The organism is Curtobacterium sp. SGAir0471, from assembly GCF_005490985.1.
Classification (GTDB): Bacteria; Actinomycetota; Actinomycetes; order Actinomycetales; family Microbacteriaceae; genus Curtobacterium.
In genome coordinates this window covers 1,275,504-1,292,241 of sequence record NZ_CP027869.1, presented here as the reverse complement: position 1 = coordinate 1,292,241, position 16,738 = coordinate 1,275,504, and the positions used below count along the sequence as shown (strand labels likewise).

The 16,738-nt window shown below is 71.6% G+C and carries 19 protein-coding genes; 9 read left to right on the top strand and 10 right to left on the bottom strand.

Going from position 1 to position 16,738, the window contains the following annotated elements:
* Window positions 1-184: 184 nt before the first annotated feature.
* Window positions 185-613: a DUF6892 domain-containing protein gene (locus C1N91_RS05940; RefSeq protein ID WP_137766997.1), complete on the bottom strand. Its 429-nt coding sequence runs from the start codon at window positions 611-613 to the stop codon at window positions 185-187.
* A 124-nt stretch (window positions 614-737) separates the two neighbouring features.
* Here C1N91_RS05940 and C1N91_RS05935 point away from each other — a divergent pair, with 124 nt between their 5' ends.
* Together C1N91_RS05935 and C1N91_RS05930 are read left to right on the top strand one after the other, a co-directional pair.
* On the top strand, window positions 738-2,291 hold the full coding sequence (locus C1N91_RS05935; protein WP_254678367.1) for an APC family permease: 1,554 nt from the start codon (window positions 738-740) through the stop codon (window positions 2,289-2,291).
* 285 nt (window positions 2,292-2,576) lie between these two features.
* On the top strand, window positions 2,577-3,191 hold the full coding sequence (locus tag C1N91_RS05930) for a hypothetical protein (RefSeq protein ID WP_137766996.1): 615 nt from the start codon (window positions 2,577-2,579) through the stop codon (window positions 3,189-3,191).
* A gap of 2 nt (window positions 3,192-3,193) precedes the next feature.
* Here C1N91_RS05930 and C1N91_RS05925 read toward each other — a convergent pair whose 3' ends face one another.
* From C1N91_RS05925 to C1N91_RS05915, 3 genes are all read right to left on the bottom strand, one after another.
* Window positions 3,194-3,634, bottom strand: a complete 441-nt coding sequence (locus C1N91_RS05925) for a hypothetical protein (RefSeq protein WP_137766995.1) — start codon at window positions 3,632-3,634, stop codon at window positions 3,194-3,196.
* 94 nt (window positions 3,635-3,728) lie between these two features.
* Window positions 3,729-4,049, bottom strand: coding sequence for a hypothetical protein (locus C1N91_RS17205; RefSeq protein WP_137766994.1), 321 nt, complete (start codon window positions 4,047-4,049; stop codon window positions 3,729-3,731).
* 236 nt (window positions 4,050-4,285) lie between these two features.
* Window positions 4,286-4,669 (bottom strand): DoxX family protein, encoded by a 384-nt coding sequence (locus tag C1N91_RS05915; RefSeq protein ID WP_058727385.1) that lies wholly within the window; start codon window positions 4,667-4,669, stop codon window positions 4,286-4,288.
* Between the two features lie 113 nt (window positions 4,670-4,782).
* Here C1N91_RS05915 and C1N91_RS05910 point away from each other — a divergent pair, with 113 nt between their 5' ends.
* Window positions 4,783-5,115, top strand: a complete 333-nt coding sequence (locus C1N91_RS05910; RefSeq protein ID WP_137766993.1) for a hypothetical protein — start codon at window positions 4,783-4,785, stop codon at window positions 5,113-5,115.
* A gap of 128 nt (window positions 5,116-5,243) precedes the next feature.
* On the opposite strand, the gene C1N91_RS05905 is transcribed toward C1N91_RS05910, so the two are convergent.
* Window positions 5,244-5,735: a DUF427 domain-containing protein gene (locus tag C1N91_RS05905; protein WP_137766992.1), complete on the bottom strand. Its 492-nt coding sequence runs from the start codon at window positions 5,733-5,735 to the stop codon at window positions 5,244-5,246.
* A gap of 46 nt (window positions 5,736-5,781) precedes the next feature.
* Here C1N91_RS05905 and C1N91_RS05900 point away from each other — a divergent pair, with 46 nt between their 5' ends.
* Complete coding sequence (locus C1N91_RS05900; protein WP_137766991.1) at window positions 5,782-7,191, top strand: amino acid permease; 1,410 nt, start codon at window positions 5,782-5,784, stop codon at window positions 7,189-7,191.
* Between the two features lie 12 nt (window positions 7,192-7,203).
* Here C1N91_RS05900 and C1N91_RS05895 read toward each other — a convergent pair whose 3' ends face one another.
* The 3 genes from C1N91_RS05895 to C1N91_RS05885 all read right to left on the bottom strand — a co-directional run bounded on the left by C1N91_RS05895 (window position 7,204) and on the right by C1N91_RS05885 (window position 8,652).
* Window positions 7,204-7,509 (bottom strand): hypothetical protein, encoded by a 306-nt coding sequence (locus C1N91_RS05895; protein ID WP_137766990.1) that lies wholly within the window; start codon window positions 7,507-7,509, stop codon window positions 7,204-7,206.
* 65 nt (window positions 7,510-7,574) lie between these two features.
* A complete protein-coding gene (locus C1N91_RS05890; protein ID WP_254678365.1) occupies window positions 7,575-8,024 on the bottom strand; it encodes a BLUF domain-containing protein in 450 nt (149 codons plus the stop codon).
* A gap of 64 nt (window positions 8,025-8,088) precedes the next feature.
* Entirely contained in the window at window positions 8,089-8,652 is a 564-nt protein-coding gene (locus C1N91_RS05885) for a hypothetical protein (protein WP_137766989.1), read from the bottom strand.
* A gap of 109 nt (window positions 8,653-8,761) precedes the next feature.
* Between C1N91_RS05885 and C1N91_RS05880 the strand changes: the two genes are divergently transcribed.
* Genes C1N91_RS05880 through C1N91_RS05870 form a run of 3 tightly spaced genes read left to right on the top strand, consistent with a single transcriptional unit; the run spans window position 8,762 to window position 12,877 of the window.
* Entirely contained in the window at window positions 8,762-12,115 is a 3,354-nt protein-coding gene (locus C1N91_RS05880; RefSeq protein WP_137766988.1) for a DEAD/DEAH box helicase, read from the top strand.
* A gap of 55 nt (window positions 12,116-12,170) precedes the next feature.
* Complete coding sequence (locus C1N91_RS05875; protein WP_137766987.1) at window positions 12,171-12,461, top strand: hypothetical protein; 291 nt, start codon at window positions 12,171-12,173, stop codon at window positions 12,459-12,461.
* Complete coding sequence (locus C1N91_RS05870) at window positions 12,461-12,877, top strand: type II toxin-antitoxin system VapC family toxin (RefSeq protein WP_254678401.1); 417 nt, start codon at window positions 12,461-12,463, stop codon at window positions 12,875-12,877. The genes C1N91_RS05875 and C1N91_RS05870 overlap by 1 nt, the downstream gene beginning before the upstream one ends.
* 18 nt (window positions 12,878-12,895) lie before the next feature.
* Here C1N91_RS05870 and C1N91_RS05865 read toward each other — a convergent pair whose 3' ends face one another.
* Entirely contained in the window at window positions 12,896-13,675 is a 780-nt protein-coding gene (locus tag C1N91_RS05865) for an aldo/keto reductase (RefSeq protein WP_137766985.1), read from the bottom strand.
* Between the two features lie 95 nt (window positions 13,676-13,770).
* Here C1N91_RS05865 and C1N91_RS05860 point away from each other — a divergent pair, with 95 nt between their 5' ends.
* Both C1N91_RS05860 and C1N91_RS05855 read left to right on the top strand, forming a co-directional pair.
* Window positions 13,771-14,631: an HNH endonuclease family protein gene (locus C1N91_RS05860; RefSeq protein ID WP_137766984.1), complete on the top strand. Its 861-nt coding sequence runs from the start codon at window positions 13,771-13,773 to the stop codon at window positions 14,629-14,631.
* Between the two features lie 127 nt (window positions 14,632-14,758).
* On the top strand, window positions 14,759-15,550 hold the full coding sequence (locus C1N91_RS05855; RefSeq protein WP_137766983.1) for an SDR family oxidoreductase: 792 nt from the start codon (window positions 14,759-14,761) through the stop codon (window positions 15,548-15,550).
* Window positions 15,551-15,733: 183 nt separating this feature from the next.
* On the opposite strand, the gene C1N91_RS05850 is transcribed toward C1N91_RS05855, so the two are convergent.
* Complete coding sequence (locus C1N91_RS05850) at window positions 15,734-16,726, bottom strand: aminoglycoside phosphotransferase family protein (protein WP_137766982.1); 993 nt, start codon at window positions 16,724-16,726, stop codon at window positions 15,734-15,736.
* Window positions 16,727-16,738 lie beyond the last annotated feature (12 nt).

Sequence of the window (16,738 nt, the reverse complement as noted above, 5' to 3'; positions counted from 1 at the left end):
GGGGCGCGCGGGCTCCGGGCGGCTTGTTCGCACGCCGACGTCGACATCGCACGCGTCGTTCGACGAGGATGATGTCGCACCATGCGCACGCAACCGATGCGGGCGCATGGATGGACATTGCACGTGTCGTTCGACGCGTGTGATGTCGCACGAGCTGTCGCTGCCCGGGCGCACGCGCCCGGAGTCAGGCGGAGCGGACCTCGACGCCCTTCGCAGCGAGGCGCTCGGCCACGTGCGCGGGCAGCGGCGCGGCGGCGTACACGGTCGTCAGCGCCGGGAGGTCGAGCACGTCGTCCCAGTTCTGCGGGTCGTACCGGTCGTCGGAACCGTCCCAGCCGGGGTGGACGTCCTGCAGGACCTCGAGGTCGGAGTCGACGGTGAGCTCCGTCACCAGCGCCAGGTGGGACGGCAACAGGTCGAGGTCGTCGTAGTACTCGCGGGCGCGGTCGTCCTGCCCCTCGACGTCGAGGTCCTCGCCGGCGTCCTCGTCCGCGTCACCGTCGTAGGGCTCGAGCACGTCGAGGTCGTAGCACAGGACGTCGAGCACGAGCAGCTTGGCGTTGAAGTCGGCGAACTCGACGGGTTCTTCGGTGGTGTCGGCATCGTCGTACATGTCCCGGAGCGTAGCGATCGGCACCCGAGAGCGGCCGCGTGATCCAGGCAACGGGCGTGTTGCAGGCAGCGGCGATCTTCCTGTGAGAGTAGACAGAGTGCCATCCCTCGGGAAAGGCTGACGTATGACCACCACCAAGTCGGACGCGACGCAGCAGGAGCAACCCACGCTCAAGCGCGTCATCGGCCCCAAGCTGCTGCTGCTCTTCATCGTCGGCGACATCCTCGGAACGGGTGTCTACGCGTTGACCGGTCAGGTCGCCGCAGAGGTCGGCGGTGCCGCGTGGCTCCCCTTCCTCATCGCGTTCGCGGTCGCCCTGCTCACCGCGTTCTCGTACCTGGAGCTCGTGACGAAGTACCCGCAGACCGCGGGCGCCGCCCTCTACGTCCACAAGGCGTTCGGCATCCACTTCGTCACCTTCATCGTCACGTTCATCGTGATGTGCTCCGGCATCACGTCGGCGAGCACGGCGTCGCGGGCCTTCGCGGCGAACCTCGGCGCGGGCTTCGGTCTCGAGCTGCCGAACAGCGTCGTGATGCTCATCGCGATGGGCTTCATGCTCGCGGTGATGGCGGTCAACTTCCGGGGCGTCAGCGAGAGCGTCAAGACGAACGTCGTGCTCACCCTGGTGGAGCTGTCCGGTCTGGTGATGGTGATCCTCATCGGGTTCTGGGCGATCGCCGGCGGCAACGCGGACTTCTCTCGCGTGGTGATGTTCGACACCCCCGAGGACAAGACCCTCCTGCTGTCGGTGTCCACCGCGACCTCGCTGGCGTTCTTCGCGATGGTCGGCTTCGAGGACTCGGTGAACATGGCCGAGGAGACCAAGGACCCGTCGCGGATCTTCCCGAAGGTGATGCTCACCGGCCTGGGCATCACGGCGGTCATCTACGTGCTCGTGTCGATCTGCGCCGTCGCCGTCGTGCCGATCGGTGAGCTCGCCGGCAACGAGACCCCGCTCGTCACGGTCGTGCAGACCGCGGCACCGGACTTCCCCATCGCCGACCTGCTGCCGTTCATCTCGATGTTCGCGGTCGCCAACACGGCGCTGATCAACATGATGATGGCGTCCCGACTGCTGTACGGCATGAGCAAGCAGGGCGTGCTGCCCGGGTTCCTGTCGCGGGTCTCGCCGGCCCGTCGCACCCCCTCGACCGCGATCGTCTTCACCACCCTCATCTCGCTCCTGCTCATCGGGTGGGTCTCGCTCGACCCGGACTCCCCCATCGTCGTGGTCCTCGGCGGCACGACGTCGCTGCTCCTGCTCTCGGTCTTCGCGGTCGTGAACCTGTCGGTGCTCGTGCTGCGGCGAGATCGCGTCGGGCACGAGCACTTCCGGGCCGGCGTCGTGATCCCGGTGATCGGTGTCGTGACCTGTCTGTGGCTGGTGCTGCCGTTCTCGTCCGGTCGTGATCCCCAGCAGTACCAGATCGCCGGCGCGCTGCTCGGACTCGGCGTCCTGCTCTGGCTCCTCACCTGGTTCACGCACGGGCGCAAGCAGACCGAGAAGGCACCGACCGGCCTCGTCACCGAGCCGACCGCGGTCGTCCGACCGGGAACCGGACACCGCCACCACGAGGACGGGGACCACTCCGAGCGCGTCGACGGCGCCGAGCGCATCGACGGGCGGCGCGACGGCAAGCACGACGGGCGGCACGACGACCGACGGGACGGCTGATGGACGCGAGCGAGATCATCTTCGCGATCTCCATCGGGGCGATCGTCGTGATCTCGCTGTCGATGGCCTTCCGCGACGGGCGGAAGCGCGACGGGCGGAAGCGCGACTGAGCAGCGGACGAACGGGCCGACGTGCGGGGAGCCGAACGCAGGCGGGCAGCGGTCACGGCCGCCGACACCCCCGATCGGGCGGCTGCGGTTCCCAGCCGGTGACCGTACGCTCGTCGTGCTCTGCTCCCGCCCGTCCGGCACTCCGGACGGACCACCCGCCCGGAAGGACCCCGACATGCGCCGCGCCGGCATCACCATCGCCTCGGTGTTCGGGGCAGGCGTGGTCGCAGCCGTCATCGGGGTCGTCGTGGTCGTCGTCATCGCGGTGCACTCGCTGACCGGCGCCGCGAAGTCCGTCTCCGCCGAACCTGCGTGCCCCGAGGTCGCCTCGCGCACCGTCGGCGGGATCGTGGTGCCCGCGGGCCCCGTCGCCGGCTTCTGCCAGGACCGCCTGGTGAACGCGGCCTACGTCATCGAGGCCGCACAGGCGCTCGGCATCGGCCCGCACACCCAGGCCGTCGGCGTGATGACCGCGATCGGTGAGTCGAGCCTGGTGAACCTCGACCACGGGGACGCCGTCGGACCGGACAGCCGCGGACTGTTCCAGCAGCGCGACAACGGCGCGTGGGGCACGTACGAGCAGCGGATGGACCCGTACACCGCCGCGACGATGTTCTACACGAAGCTCGTCAAGACGCCGGGGTGGAAGACCATGACCCCGACGCAGATGGCGCACGCGGTGCAGATCAACGCAGACCCGGACCACTACGCGAAGTTCTGGCCGGAGGCGAAGGCCGTCGTCGAGGGACTGACCGGGCAGACCGTGCCCGACACCGCTCCGCAGGGCTGAGGTCACCGCAGCATCGGCCCGAGTTCCTCGGCGTCGTGGAGCTCGACCATCGACGCCCCCGTGGCGTTCACCACGACCTGCCCGCGCAGGCGCACCGCCCGCTCCGCGAAGGCGCACGCGCAGGCGTCGATCCACTCCCAGTCGACCGGGAACAGCTGCGTCTCGCCCGGCCGTTCCCACGCCAGCACGACCTCGGCCGCGGCGTTGTCGACGCAGACCTCGGCGACGAGCGTGGCGAAGTCCTCGACGTGCTCGTCCGGCTGCAGCGGCAGATCGGACACGGGCAGCAGGAACGGCACCGGGACGGCCCGCTCGTCGAGGAAGAGCACCCAGCACTGCCTCCGGATCGGGCGTCCGACGACGCCGGAGGCGAGCGCGACGACGTCGGCGTCGGTCCGGGCGGACGTGGTGAACAGCTGGTCGAGCAGATCGGTTCCTGACATGCTCCGAGCCTGCGGGACGACCTCGCTCGGCAGCAGCGCCGATCGATGATCTGTGGACGCACGCGCGGCGACGACTGCCTGTGCAGGAGGACGGTCAGAACCCGTGCTGGACCGCAGCGTCGACGAGCAGCAACGCGGCGAAGAACACGACGACCTGCGCCGCGATCCCGACGAGTGCCAGGGGCCAGGCGAGGCGTCGACGGACGAGCCGCAGCACGCAGCCGACGACCGTGCCGACGAGCACCAGGGCCACGAGGACCGGCCCGACGGTCACGACCCCGGTACCGAGGCCGGCGTCGCAGGTGTTGCCCGGGGCGGCGCACGAGTGGAACGCCAGCGACAGGAACACGATGCCGCCCCCGGCGGCCACCGACTCGACCGCGAGCAGGGCGAGCAGCAGCACCGTGGCGACCACGTCGACGACATGACGGGGTGTGCGGGCGGCGAGCCGTGCCTCCCGGCCGGACGATCCGGGCGACGACGCAGACGCAACCGACGAAGCAGCCGACGCGGCCGACGCAGCCGACCCCGATGACACTGCCGACCCCGACGCCACTGCCGACCCCGACGACACAGCACGACCAGATGTACCGGCCACGCCGACCGACCCGGACGTCACGTCCGGGTCCTGCGACGCAGCCGGGGCGGACATCAGCGCGACCCGGACCCGCGCGTCGACCAGAGCGCCGCCCAGATGAGCAGCGGCTGCCCGAAGAGTCGAGCGACGCGCTTCTCGTCCGTGTCGAGCCCGAAGGCGTCGCGGCGGTTCACCCACTGCGACAGGTTCCCCGGGAAGATCACCGTGAAGAACAGCGCCGCGATCGTGCCGACGGTCTTCCGGCGGCGACGCGGCGTGAACAGGAGCGCGCTCCCGAGCCCGATCTCCGCCACGCCCGAGGCGAGCACCGTCGTGTCCGTGTCGAGCGGCACGAAGTCCGGCACCTGGGCACGGAAGTCACGACGGGCGAAGGTGAGGTGGCTGGTGCCCGCGAAGACGAGCGCGGCGCCGAGGAGGACACGGACGAAGGAACGCATGCCCCCATCGTGCTCGCTCGTTCGACAGCCGTCCGGCGCGTCGCAGGGCAGCGCGCAACGCGGCGGTCCGCGTCGGCGCGCGAGACGCACGTCACGTCGGTAGGTTCGGACCCATGGCAGCCGGCGCTCGCGACCACGAACCGCCCGCCGTCCTGGCGACCGTCGCCGTGCTGCTCGCCCCCCTCTCGCTCTGGATGGGCATCATCGTGCCTGCCGCCGACATGGCGCGGCACGTCACCCTCGAAGTCGTGTTCGGCGCCGTCTGCGTCCTCTGCGGTCTCCGTGCCGCGCACCTCGCCGGGCGCCGACGAGCGGTGCGCGCCTGGGCGTGGATCGGCCTGGTGCTCGGGGCACTCGGCCTGGTGATGATGGGCTGGCAGCTGCTCACCTTCGCGACGGACGGGGCCTTCCCACCGCCGTTCTGGTCGCCCTACGCACGCCGCTGACGGCGGCCGACCACCGCTCGACGTCGGCATGGAGGCTCGGGGCACGTCCGCCCCGCCGGTCCGGTCCGGCGCAAGGTCACCAGCCGAGCGTGCCCGGCCCGCCCGACGCGGCTCGGTTCGGCGCGTGGTCACCAGCCGAGCGTGCCCGGCCCGCCCTTGAAGGGTCCGACCACCCGCGACGTGATCCACCCGCCGTAGAAGTCGCCCTCCTGCGCCTGCACGACCTCGCCACCGACCTCGCACGAGTCCATCGCGGACGGGTAGATCGCGATCCGGTCGCGCAGGTCCTCGTACCCGGGCTCGGGCGTCGGGTAGTTCCAGGCCGCCCGCGGCGCGACGACCCCGTCCCCGCCGACCACGTCGAAGTAGCGGGCACGTCCCTTGAACTCGCACATGCTCGAGCCCTGCGCCGGACGCAGCTCCACCCCCGACATCGGCACGTAGTACACCGGCGGGTGCGAGGTCTCGAGCACCCGGACCGCATCGGTCGTGTCGACGACGACCTCGCCGCCGAGCCGCACGACGACCCGTTCGGGGACCGCCTCCACCGCAGGAGGACGCGGGTAGTCCCAGACGGACTCCTGACCGGGACCGGGTTCGACACGAGCTGCACGACGCATGCTGCCGGGTCTACCACCGCCGCCGCAGAAGGAGCAGAGTGGGCGCGTGACGACGACGACACAGGGGATCTTCCGACGGAAGCCCATCGACACGATCGACGACGGGCCCGAGGGCGAGGGCGGCCTGAAACGGCACCTCGGGCTGTGGCAGCTCACCGCCATCGGCATCGGCGGCATCATCGGCGCCGGTATCTTCACCCTGGCCGGCACCGTCGCCAACGGGGTCGCCGGGCCCGCCGTGCTCATCAGCTTCCTCATCGCCGGGGTCGCCAGCGCCGCCGCCGCACTGTCCTACGCCGAGTTCGCCGGGCTCATCCCGAAGGCCGGCAGCGCCTACACGTACGGGTACGCCGTGCTCGGCGAGGTCGTCGGCTGGTTCATCGGCTGGGACCTGCTGCTCGAGTACACCGCGATCGTCGCCGTCGTCGCGATCGGCATCTCCGGCTACGTCGGCTTCCTGGTCGGGCAGATCGGCGTCGACCTGCCCGCGTGGATGCTCGGCGCGCCCGGGACCGGGGACGGCCACGTCGTGGACGTGTTCGCGATCCTGCTCTGCCTGCTCACCGCGTTCGTCCTGACCCGGGGCATCCGCAGCGCGGCCCGGTTCGAGCTCGTCGCCGTGGCGATCAAGGTCGGCCTCGTGGTCTTCATCGTCGTGCTCGGGGTGTTCCACATCAACAGCGCGAACTACTCGCCGTACTTCCCGTTCGGCTTCGGCGGGGTGATGACCGGCGCCGCCACCGTGTTCTTCGCCGTGTTCGGCTACGACGCCATGTCGACCGCCGCCGAGGAGTCCACCGACGCCCGGAAGCACATGCCGAAGGCGATCCTGCTGTCGCTCGGCATCGCGATGGTGCTCTACGTCCTGGCGACGCTCGTGCTCACCGGCATGCAGAAGTACACCGACATCGACCCCGCGTCCGGGTTCTCGTCGGCGTTCGCGTCCGTCGGGCTCGGCGGCGTCGCGAACGTCATCGCGATCGGGGCGATCGTCGGCATCGTGACCGTGCTCGTGACGTTCATGCTCGGTGCCTCGCGCGTCTGGTTCTCGATGAGCCGGGACGGGCTCATGCCGAAGTGGTTCGCGAAGACCGACCCGAAGCGGCACGTGCCCACCCGGGTGACCTGGATCCTCGGCATCGCGTCGGCGGTGCTCGCGGGCGTGCTGCCGATCGGGGTCGTCGCAGAGCTGACCAACATCGGGATCCTGCTCGCGTTCGTGGTCGTCTGCTCGGCGGTGATCGTGCTCCGCTACCGACAGCCCGACCTCGACCGGCAGTTCAAGCTCCCGTTCATGCCCGTCGTGCCGATCATCGGGGTCATCGCGTCGCTGTGGCTCGTGACGTTCCTGCAGTGGGAGACGTGGGTGCGGTTCGCGATCTGGTTCGCGATCGGGCTCGGCGTGTACTTCGGGTACTCGCGGAAGCACAGCAAGCTCGCTGCGGACCAGCGCTGAGCGCCGGGACGGCTACTCCGCCACCACCCACACGTGCTGCGCCTGCCACCCCTCGGGCACCGTGTTCCGGTACGCCGCCAGCGCCGCCTCGTAGTTCGGCCCCGACGCCTCGTGCTCGCGTGTCTCCGTCGAGCGCGCGGTCGCCTTGATCGTGGTCTCCCCCGTCGCCTTGCTCTCGACCGCGTTCGTCTGCGTCAGCTCGAACCCGTCCAGGTCGAGTGCGGCGATCGCTGCCTCCTTGGCGGCCACGACGGAGTCGGCGTAGCCCTCGGCCTCACGCGTCTCGGTCGAGCGGATCCTGCCTCGCAGTGTCGTCACCGAACCAGTATGGACCGACGACCCACCGCCCCCGGACCAGCCGCTCCACCGGTCGTCAGCCGGGCTCAGCCATCGCGCCGGTGCTTGCCCTTCGCCGCCGTCGGGTCCGCCATCGGGTGGTTCCGGAACCACCGCAGCAGCTCGCGTGAGCGGCTCTGGTCAGCGCTCTGGTCCCCCTGGTCGAGGAACGTGCTGAACCCCTCGGGCACGTCGACACCGTCGGTCTCGCGGTCGTACGCCATCGACCAGTCCGGGAACCGCCGCGTGTGGATCGACTCCTCCACGAGCAGCCGCAGCTCGTCGTGCCGTTCGTCAGCGACGATCCGCGCGTAGGTCGCCATCACGGCGTCGTACGGCCCCTCGAGCAGCTGCATGAAGCGTCCGCCACGGTGCACGAGCATGCCGGTCAGGCCGTCGGCGGTGTTCCGCGTCCGGGCGTGTTCGAGCACCGCCTCGAGGTCACCCTCGTCGAAGGGCTCGGTGGCGGAACTCATGTAGACCAGCGACTGCAGCACGCATCGATCCTGCACCTGAGCCGCTGTCAGCGACGCCCCCAGAACGGGACGCGGACACGTCCCGTCAGGCGAGCGGCGTCCAGTCGAGGACCTGGCCGTCCTCGCTGCAGTAGGTGGTCGTCGAGTCCCCGCCGCCGGTCTTCGACCAGGACGGCGACCACCACGCAGCGTCGATCTCGTGCTGCTTGGGGAAGGTACCGACGATGGTGCCGGCCGACGTGTCCGGCTCACCGGGCACCGGATCGACGTCGAGGGTGTCCGGGTCGAACCACCCGTAGGTCGTCGCCCCGGTGATGCTGTCGAACTCGATGTACATCGTGACGTGGTCGTCCTGCGACGCGGTGCCGAGCTGCACCTGGTACTCCTGCCGTGCCCCGTCGTCGTCCGTCGGCACGCCACTCCACTCGACGCGGTAGGCGTCCGCGGTCTCCTCGATCGACACGGACCCGGTCCCGGACGCCAGGTCGCACGACGCCTTGCCGGGCGTCGCCGCCGTCGTCGCGCTCGCGCTCGAGGCCGGCGCCTCGCCTGTCCGTGCCCCCGTGCCCAGCACGCTGCACCCCGACAGGGCGACCACCGTCGCCACCGCCCCTGCCACCACGACTGCTCCGCGCGCTGCGTTCCCCATGCGATCCCCCTCGTGTCGCGCGCCGTCCGGCGCCCGCCCACGCTAGCAGCGAAGGGCCGGCAGCGGAGGGCCAGCAGCGGAGGTCGGTAGCGACTGGCAGCATGGACCCGTGCCCGCCGCCCCGATGATCGACGCCGTCGACGTCATCCGCTTCGTCGGGCCGCAGACCTTCGGCCGCGCCCGCGACGTCGTCCGCGCCGGTCTGGTCGAGGACGCCACCTGGCACGACGACGACGGCACGGTCACCGCGACCGTCTCCGGATCCGCCGACGACCCGTACGAGCTCCGCGTCGAGACGACCGTCGCCCGCGGCGAGTTCGTCCGCCCGGTCCGCAGCACCTGCTCCTGCCCGCTCGGCGGCGACTGCAAGCACGTCGCCGCCGCGCTCCTCACCATCAACGCGCGGGCCCTCGCCGCCGAGCCGCGGGCAGCGACGCCGCCGACCGCTCCACCCGCCCCGGACTGGAGGCTCGACCTCGCCCGCCTCGCCGGTGACGACGACCAGGCGGTCGCCCCGCAGGGCACGCCGATGGGACTGCAGTTCGAGTTGCGCGACGCGGTCCCCGCCGCGCTCGCCTCCCGTGCGCGAGCCGCCGGTCGGCCGCTCCCGTCCCGCGCACGCAGCGTGCGGCTCGGCGTCCGACCGGTCACCCGCAGCGCCGCCGGCAACTGGGTCCGCGGGCAGCTCACCTGGGGCACGCTCCCCTACTCGATGAACCGACTCGGCATCGCCCCCGAGCAGCACGCCTGGTTCCTGCAGTTCTCCGCGCTGCACCGCGCCGGACAGCTCGCGGGGCTGCCGGGCGAGAGCGACTGGATCCACCTCGACGACTTCGGCAGCCCGCTGCTCTGGCCGCTCCTGCAGCAGGCGCACGACCTCGGCATCACCTTCGTGACCGGCAAGCGCGAGGGCGGAGCGGTCCTCGGGGCCGAGGCGCGCGTGCTGCTCGACGCGGTCCGACACGACGGCGCGCTGGTCATCGGCGCGAGCGCGGTCGTCGACGGACGGCCGGTGCCCGAGGGGTCGGCGCGGACGATCGGCGACCGCGGTGTCTACGCGTTCCGCGAGAGCCCGGAGTTCCACGTCACCCTCGCGCCGACCGCCGCGCCCGTCCCGGCCGACCAGCGCCGGATGCTCGTCGAGGGGGCGCGGATCACGGTGCCGGCCGACGCGGTGGACGAGTTCCTCGCCGACTGGTCGCCGAAGCTCCGTGGTGCCCTCGGTCTCGTGAGCTCGGACGGTTCGGTGGAACTGCCCGAGCGGACCCCGCCCGAACTCGTCCTGACGGCGACGTTCGAGCCCGCCCGGGCACCGCGCACCGACGACCGCCTGCACCTGCAGTGGCGGTGGCACGTCGACGGGCGGAAGGACCCGGTCGCCCTGCACGGCCCGCTCCCCGACCTGACGGGGGTGCGCGCCGCGGACGACCCGGCCGACCCGTCGACGCAGGCCGACGACGGCGGGCGATCCGCGCCTCCCGGCCCCGGCGGTGGTCTCGCCTGGTTCGAGGACGGCACGGTCGACGGTGCGGACGTCGCCGTCTTCGCGACGGAGCTGCTGCCGGCCCTGCCCGCGCACGGCGTCCGGACGGTCGTGCAGGGTGAGCCGGGCGACCACGAACGGCTGACCGGGCGACCGCACATCCGCGTCACCACGATGCCGTCCGAGAAGCACGACTGGTTCGACCTCGGCATCTTCGTCACCGTGAACGGGCGGCAGATCCCCTTCACCCCGCTGCTCCGCGCGCTGGCGAAGCGCGACCGCCGCATGAAGCTCATCGACGGCTCGTACCTGTCGCTGGCGGACCCGACGTTCGACCGGCTCAAGGAGCTCATCGAGGAGGCGCGCGAACTCGACGAGTGGGAGCCCGACCAGGCCCTGACCGTGACCCCACTGCAGGCCGGGCTGTGGTCCGAGTTCGACCAGCTCGCCGACGAGACCGAGCACGACGAACGCTGGCAGCGGATCGCCGCGGGCCTGCTCGACGCTGCGCCGCCGGACGAGGTGCCCGTTCCCGAGACCGTGCACGCCGAGCTCCGGCCGTACCAGCACGCCGGGTACGCCTGGCTCCGCTTCCTCCGCGAGCACGGCATCGGTGGGGTGCTCGCGGACGACATGGGCCTCGGCAAGACCCTGCAGGTGCTCGCGATGATCGCCGCAGCACGCGCCTCCGAGCCCGACGCGCCGCCGTTCCTCGTCGTCGCGCCGACGTCTGTCGTCGGCAACTGGGCGGACGAGGCAGCACGCTTCACCCCGTCGCTGCGAGTGACCACCGTCACCGCGACCTCGCTCAAGGACCACGCCCGGGTCGCCCGCGCCGCCGCCGAGTCGGACGTCGTCGTGACCTCGTACGCGCTCCTCCGGCTCGACGCCGCCGAGTACACGGCGGTGTCCTGGTCCGCGCTCGTGCTCGACGAGGCACAGTTCGTGAAGAACCCGCAGTCGCAGACCCACCGCGTCGCGGCCGACCTGCCCGCGCCGGTGAAGTTCGCGATCACCGGGACGCCGCTCGAGAACGGGCTGACCGACCTCTGGGCGCTGTTCCACATCGTCGCGCCGGGGCTGCTGTCGTCGTGGTCGCGCTTCGGGGACGATTACGTCAAGCCGCTCGGCTCCCCCGACCTCCGCGGGGACGCGCGGAAGGAGCTCACCGATCGACTCCGGCGTCGGATCCGCCCGCTCATGCTCCGGCGGACGAAGGAGAGCGTCGCCGCCGACCTGCCCCCGAAGCAGGAACAGGTCGTCCGGGTGACGCTCGACCCCGCGCACCGCGCGCTGTACGAGACGACCCTGAACCGGGAGCGCCTGAAGGTCCTCGACCTCATCGACGACCTGGCGCGCAACCGGATGATCGTCTTCCGGTCGCTGACGCTCCTCCGGATGCTCGCGCTGTCACCGGCACTCGTGCACCAGGCGGACCAGGACGCCGACGGCGACGTCGCTGCCGAGCCCGTTCCCTCGGCGAAGCTCGACCTGCTGCTCGACGAGCTCGAACAGCTCGCCGCCGAGGGCCGCCGCGCCCTGGTGTTCAGCCAGTTCACGACGTTCCTCCGGATGGTCGCCGAGGCGCTCGACGCCCGGGGCATCGGCTACGAGTACCTCGACGGGTCGACCCGGAAGCGCCCACAGGTCATCGACCGCTTCCGGACCGGCAGCGCGCCCGCGTTCCTCATCTCGCTGAAGGCCGGCGGCTTCGGGCTGACCCTGACCGAGGCGGACACCGTCTTCGTGCTCGACCCGTGGTGGAACCCGGCCGCCGAGTCGCAGGCGGTGGACCGGACGCACCGCATCGGACAGACCCGGTCGGTGAACGTGCAGCGCTTCATCGCCGAGGACACCATCGAGGAGAAGGTCCTCGCCCTCGCGGCCAAGAAGGCAGAGCTCTTCGCGACCATGATTGACGACGACGCCCTGTTCGCCGACGACCTGACCGCCGAGGACATCCGGTCCCTGCTCACCTGAGCGGCGACATACGAACTCCTTCGTGACCGGGTGCCTGCGCCGGTACCGTCGCCGCATGTTCGTCGAACCCAGCCGCTCCGCCCAGCCGCGTCCCGCGCCGCAGACCCCGATCGTCAGCCTTCTGACGCCGTCCCCTGCCGAGCCCGACAGCGATCCGGACGTCGGTTCCCACACCGATCTCGAACCCCCGCGAGCCGGAGTCGTCCGGCATGACCGCACCACGGCGACGTCCACGTTCCGCCTGCGCAACGGCGCCGAGATCACCCTCGGCGGGTCCTTCGGCGACAGCCGAGGTGTCTGGTCGAACGGGCCGGCGAGACCCCGGCGCAGGCAACTGACGCGGTGATGGTCCTGGATGCGAACGTCGTGATCGCGCTCCTCGACGAGGGTGACGGTCTGCACGAGCGGGCGTACGACCTGGTCGAGGACCACGCGTGGGACGAGTTCTGCACCTCGGCTCTGACCCTCGCCGAGATGCTCGTGCGACCGGCCTCCCGCGGGCACGCCGATCGAGAGCGCGGCACCATCGAGCGGCTCGGCGTGAGGATCGTCCCGGTCACGGGTCGTACCGCACGCCGGGCGGCAGACATCCGCGCCAGCTCTCGTCTCCGCATGCCCGATGCGGTCGTCCTGGTCACGGCGCAAGCTGTGCACGGTCAGCTCGCCACCTTCGACCGGAAGCTCCGCCGCATCGCTCAGGCCGAGGGCATCGACCTCGCCGAACCGTACGACGACGGCGGGCCCTGGCCGTTCCCGACCTGAGCCCGCCGCCGGACCGGATCAGCCGGCGAGGCCGTCGATCCGCGCGACCTCGTCAGCGCTCAGCTCGAGGTGTGCTCCGAGCGCGTTCGAGCGGATGCGCTCCGGGTTCGACGACTTCGGGATCACGACGAACCCGTGCGCCACGTGCCACGAGACGATGACCTGCGCGCTGTCGGCCTCGTGTGCCTCGGCGATCTCGACGAGCGTCGGGTCCTGCAGGTTGCTCGCCTTGAAGGGGCTGTACCCCTCGAGCACCACGCCGCGCTCCTGCAGCCCGGCGGCGACCTCGGCGTCGTACTCGGCCGGGCTCCACCGGATCTGGTTCACGGCCGGGGTCGTCCCGGTCGCATCGGTCAGCTCGTCGATCTGCGCGAGCGAGTAGTTGCTCACACCGACAGCCCGGGTCAGCCCGTCAGCCTGCGCCTGCACGACCTGCTCCCACACGTCGGGTCGGGCCTCGCCGTTCGGGGGCCAGTGCACGAGCCACAGGTCCAGGTGGTCGAGCCCGAGCTGCTCGAGGCTCTCCTCGATGGTCTGCCGGACCCGGTCGGCGTTGTCCGGCGGGAGCTTCGTCGTGACGAAAACGTCGTCGCGCGCCAGGCCGGAGTCGGCGAGCGCCTTCCCCACGCCGCGCTGGTTCGAGTAGCCCGTCGCGGTGTCGATGTGGCGGTAGCCCGCCTCGAGCGCGGTGCCCACCGCGGCGGGGGCGTCGGCGTCCGGGATCTGCCAGGTGCCGAAGCCGAGGAGCGGCATCGATCCACCGGTGACGGGCACGGAGGGGTTCGCGTGATCGGTCATGCCCCGTGTCTACGCCGTGCTCCGTCGGTGCTTCACGGGATGATCGACGACGGTCCACCCGGGCCCGTTCCACCGCACCACCGAAGGCTCTCCCCATGACGTCCCGTCGACGCCGTCCGCGTTCCTCCCGTCCCACCTCCTCGCGCCGCACGGCCCGGACTTCGCTCGCGTCGCTCGGGCTCGTGGCGGTGGTCGCCCTGGCCGGCTGGCTGCTGCACACCACCGGGGTGACCGACGGCGACGCCGACGCGGCGACGGACCGAGCGCCCTCGTCGACGGCCGCACCGACCATCACGGCCGCCCCCACGACCGAGCCAAGCAACGGGACCGACGCTGGCAGCGCCTCCCGGCCGACCGCCGACGCGACCGACCCCGCCGACGCGACCAGCCCGGCCGACGCGACCGCAGCCGCCACCGCCCGCAGCCAGCTCGCCGCCCTGCCCGTCAAGGGCAAGGCCCCCGCCACCGGCTACGACCGCGAGGCCCGCTTCGGCACCGCCTGGCTCGACGTCGACCACAACGGCTGCGACACCCGGAACGACGTCCTCGCCCGCGACCTCACCGACGTCGAACGGCAGGGGCCGTGCACGGTCCTGCGCGGCACCCTCGTCTCCCCGTACACCGGCGACCGCGTCGACTTCGTGCGGGGGAACACGACCTCGACGCTCGTGCAGATCGACCACGTCGTTGCGCTCGAGAACGCGTGGCGCACCGGTGCGCAGCAGCTCAGCCAGGAGCAGCGGGAGGCGCTGGCGAACGACCCGGTGAACCTGTTCGCGGTCGACGGGCACTCGAACGCGCAGAAGCGCTCGGGCGACGCCGCGACCTGGCTGCCCGCGGACACGGCGTTCCGCTGTACGTACGTCGAGCACCAGATCGCGGTGAAGACCACCTACCGGCTCTGGGTGGCGCCGGCCGAGCACGATGCGATGGAGCGGGTGCTCGCCCGCTGCTGAGCGCGGGTCGCGCCCGCTGAACGACAGGTGTAGTCTAGACGAAATCGATGCAGACGCATCGATCGGACTCGTCGCCCCACCCGCCGGACCCGAGCCCTTCACCGTCGAAGACCGCAGGAGGCCATTAATGACATCCACCACCCGCTTCACCGACCGCGTCGTCCTCATCACCGGCGGCGGCTCCGGCCTCGGCCGGGCGACCGCCGTCCGTCTGGCCGCCGAGGGCGCGCAGCTCTCCCTCGTCGACGTCTCCGCCGAGGGACTCGAGGCCACGAAGTCCGCCGTCCTCGAGGCGACCCCCGACGCGCAGGTCCTGACGACCGTCGCCGACGTCTCCGACGAGGCCCAGGTCGACGCCTACGTCGCCGCGACCACCGAGCGCTTCGGCCGCATCGACGGCTTCTTCAACAACGCCGGCATCGAGGGCAAGCAGAACCCCACCGAGGACTTCACCGCCGCCGAGTTCGACAAGGTCGTGTCGATCAACCTCCGGGGCGTGTTCCTCGGCCTCGAGAAGGTCCTCGGGGTGATGCGCGAGCAGGGCTCCGGCATGGTCGTGAACACCGCGAGCGTCGGCGGCATCCGCGGCATCGGCAACCAGTCGGGCTACGCCGCCGCCAAGCACGGCGTCGTCGGCCTCACCCGCAACTCCGCCGTCGAGTACGGCCAGTACGGCATCCGCATCAACGCCATCGCCCCGGGCGCGATCTGGACGCCGATGGTCGAGAACTCGATGAAGCAGCTCGACCCGGAGGACCCGCGGAAGGCCGCCGAGGAGTTCATCCAGGTCAACCCCACGAAGCGCTACGGCGAGGCCCCCGAGATCGCCGCCGTCGTCGCCTTCCTGCTGTCGGACGACGCGTCGTACGTCAACGCGACGGTCGTGCCGATCGACGGCGGGCAGTCGGCCAAGTACTGAGCAGACGCTGTCCGGCGCCCGGCCCACGTCGTGTGTCGGGCGCCGTCGTCGGTCTGGAGGCACGACCCGCCTCCGTCGCGCTCCGCACCTTGCGCACGTGGCCGGGCTTTGGCGGGGCCCGCGAATCGCCCTGCGCCGTGACGATCCCGGTTCGTGCCTCCCGGGGATCGCGCACCAGGATCGTCAGACGGTCTGCGCGTCCAGTGCCTGCCGCAGCCGTGGTTCGACCAGCGACGCGGATCCGGTCGGCGCCAGGATGCCCGTGAACACTCGGAGCGCTTCGTCCCGGTCGGCGCCCGTGCTCGCCAGCGCAGCCGTCATCGTCGAGGTCAGGTCCTCGAGCGCCCGGATGCAGGCGTACCGCACGAGTCGGCACTCGTCGAGCTCGACCGGCCCGTACCCGGCGCGGAAGGCCGCGAGCTGCTCGGACGTCGCCGGCGTGAACAGCACGCTGAACTCGACCAGGTGCAGGTCGATCTCGCGCGGTCCGACGACGGCCTCGTCCCAGTCGACCAGCCGGAGTGCACCGTCCGACTCGACGAGCACGTTGCCGAGGTGCGGGTCGCCGTGACACGGCACGGGCATCGACGGCGCGGACGACTCGAGCGTCGTCCCACGCAGCAGCAGATCAACGCGATCGCGGGCGTCCCGCCAGAGGTCGAGCACCGGGTCCGACCCGGACACGGCCGCAGCGTCGAGCGCGCGGATCTCGGCGCGGTACCGGCGCCTGCGGCGGCGGATGCCCCGGCGCGCTCCCTGCCGGCGGGGCGGCGCGGGGAAGGCGTGGGCGTGCACGTCCGCGAGGAGCGCGCCGTACGCACGCCATGCCTCCAGGCCGAGTCCGACGGTCGCCGCGTCCTCGCCGTCCGACCACCGGGTGAGCGCGAGCTTGCCGCCGGCCCGGCGGCTGCGGCGCCGTCCGTCGGCGGTGGTGCGGGTGGCGGGCGTGCCCTCGAGGCCGGCGGCCGCCATCGACGACACGAGCCGCGTGCCGGTGCGGCTCGGACGGGTGGTCCACTTCGCCGCCCACGCGGTGCCCTCGCGGTCGATGACCCGCCAGACCGCGGCGGAGGTGTCGGTGCCGCCGGTGACCTCGTCGACGACGACCGCGTGCACGCCGAAGTCCTCGGCGACCCAGCGCCGGACGTCGTCCGACGTCGGACGGCTGCCCGACATCGGACGGCTGCC

Bases quoted from the DNA above. Each gene is read 5' to 3' on its own strand.
- C1N91_RS05940 (WP_137766997.1), bottom strand. From the start codon at position 613: ATGTACGACGATGCCGACACCACCGAAGAACCCGTCGAGTTCGCCGAC.
- C1N91_RS05935 (WP_254678367.1), top strand. From the start codon at position 738: ATGACCACCACCAAGTCGGACGCGACGCAGCAGGAGCAACCCACGCTC.
- C1N91_RS05930 (WP_137766996.1), top strand. From the start codon at position 2,577: ATGCGCCGCGCCGGCATCACCATCGCCTCGGTGTTCGGGGCAGGCGTG.
- C1N91_RS05925 (WP_137766995.1), bottom strand. From the start codon at position 3,634: ATGTCAGGAACCGATCTGCTCGACCAGCTGTTCACCACGTCCGCCCGG.
- C1N91_RS05915 (WP_058727385.1), bottom strand. From the start codon at position 4,669: ATGCGTTCCTTCGTCCGTGTCCTCCTCGGCGCCGCGCTCGTCTTCGCG.
- C1N91_RS05910 (WP_137766993.1), top strand. From the start codon at position 4,783: ATGGCAGCCGGCGCTCGCGACCACGAACCGCCCGCCGTCCTGGCGACC.
- C1N91_RS05905 (WP_137766992.1), bottom strand. From the start codon at position 5,735: ATGCGTCGTGCAGCTCGTGTCGAACCCGGTCCCGGTCAGGAGTCCGTC.
- C1N91_RS05885 (WP_137766989.1), bottom strand. From the start codon at position 8,652: ATGGGGAACGCAGCGCGCGGAGCAGTCGTGGTGGCAGGGGCGGTGGCG.
- C1N91_RS05875 (WP_137766987.1), top strand. From the start codon at position 12,171: ATGTTCGTCGAACCCAGCCGCTCCGCCCAGCCGCGTCCCGCGCCGCAG.
- C1N91_RS05870 (WP_254678401.1), top strand. From the start codon at position 12,461: ATGGTCCTGGATGCGAACGTCGTGATCGCGCTCCTCGACGAGGGTGAC.
- C1N91_RS05865 (WP_137766985.1), bottom strand. From the start codon at position 13,675: ATGACCGATCACGCGAACCCCTCCGTGCCCGTCACCGGTGGATCGATG.
- C1N91_RS05860 (WP_137766984.1), top strand. From the start codon at position 13,771: ATGACGTCCCGTCGACGCCGTCCGCGTTCCTCCCGTCCCACCTCCTCG.
- C1N91_RS05855 (WP_137766983.1), top strand. From the start codon at position 14,759: ATGACATCCACCACCCGCTTCACCGACCGCGTCGTCCTCATCACCGGC.
- C1N91_RS05850 (WP_137766982.1), bottom strand. From the start codon at position 16,726: ATGTCGGGCAGCCGTCCGACGTCGGACGACGTCCGGCGCTGGGTCGCC.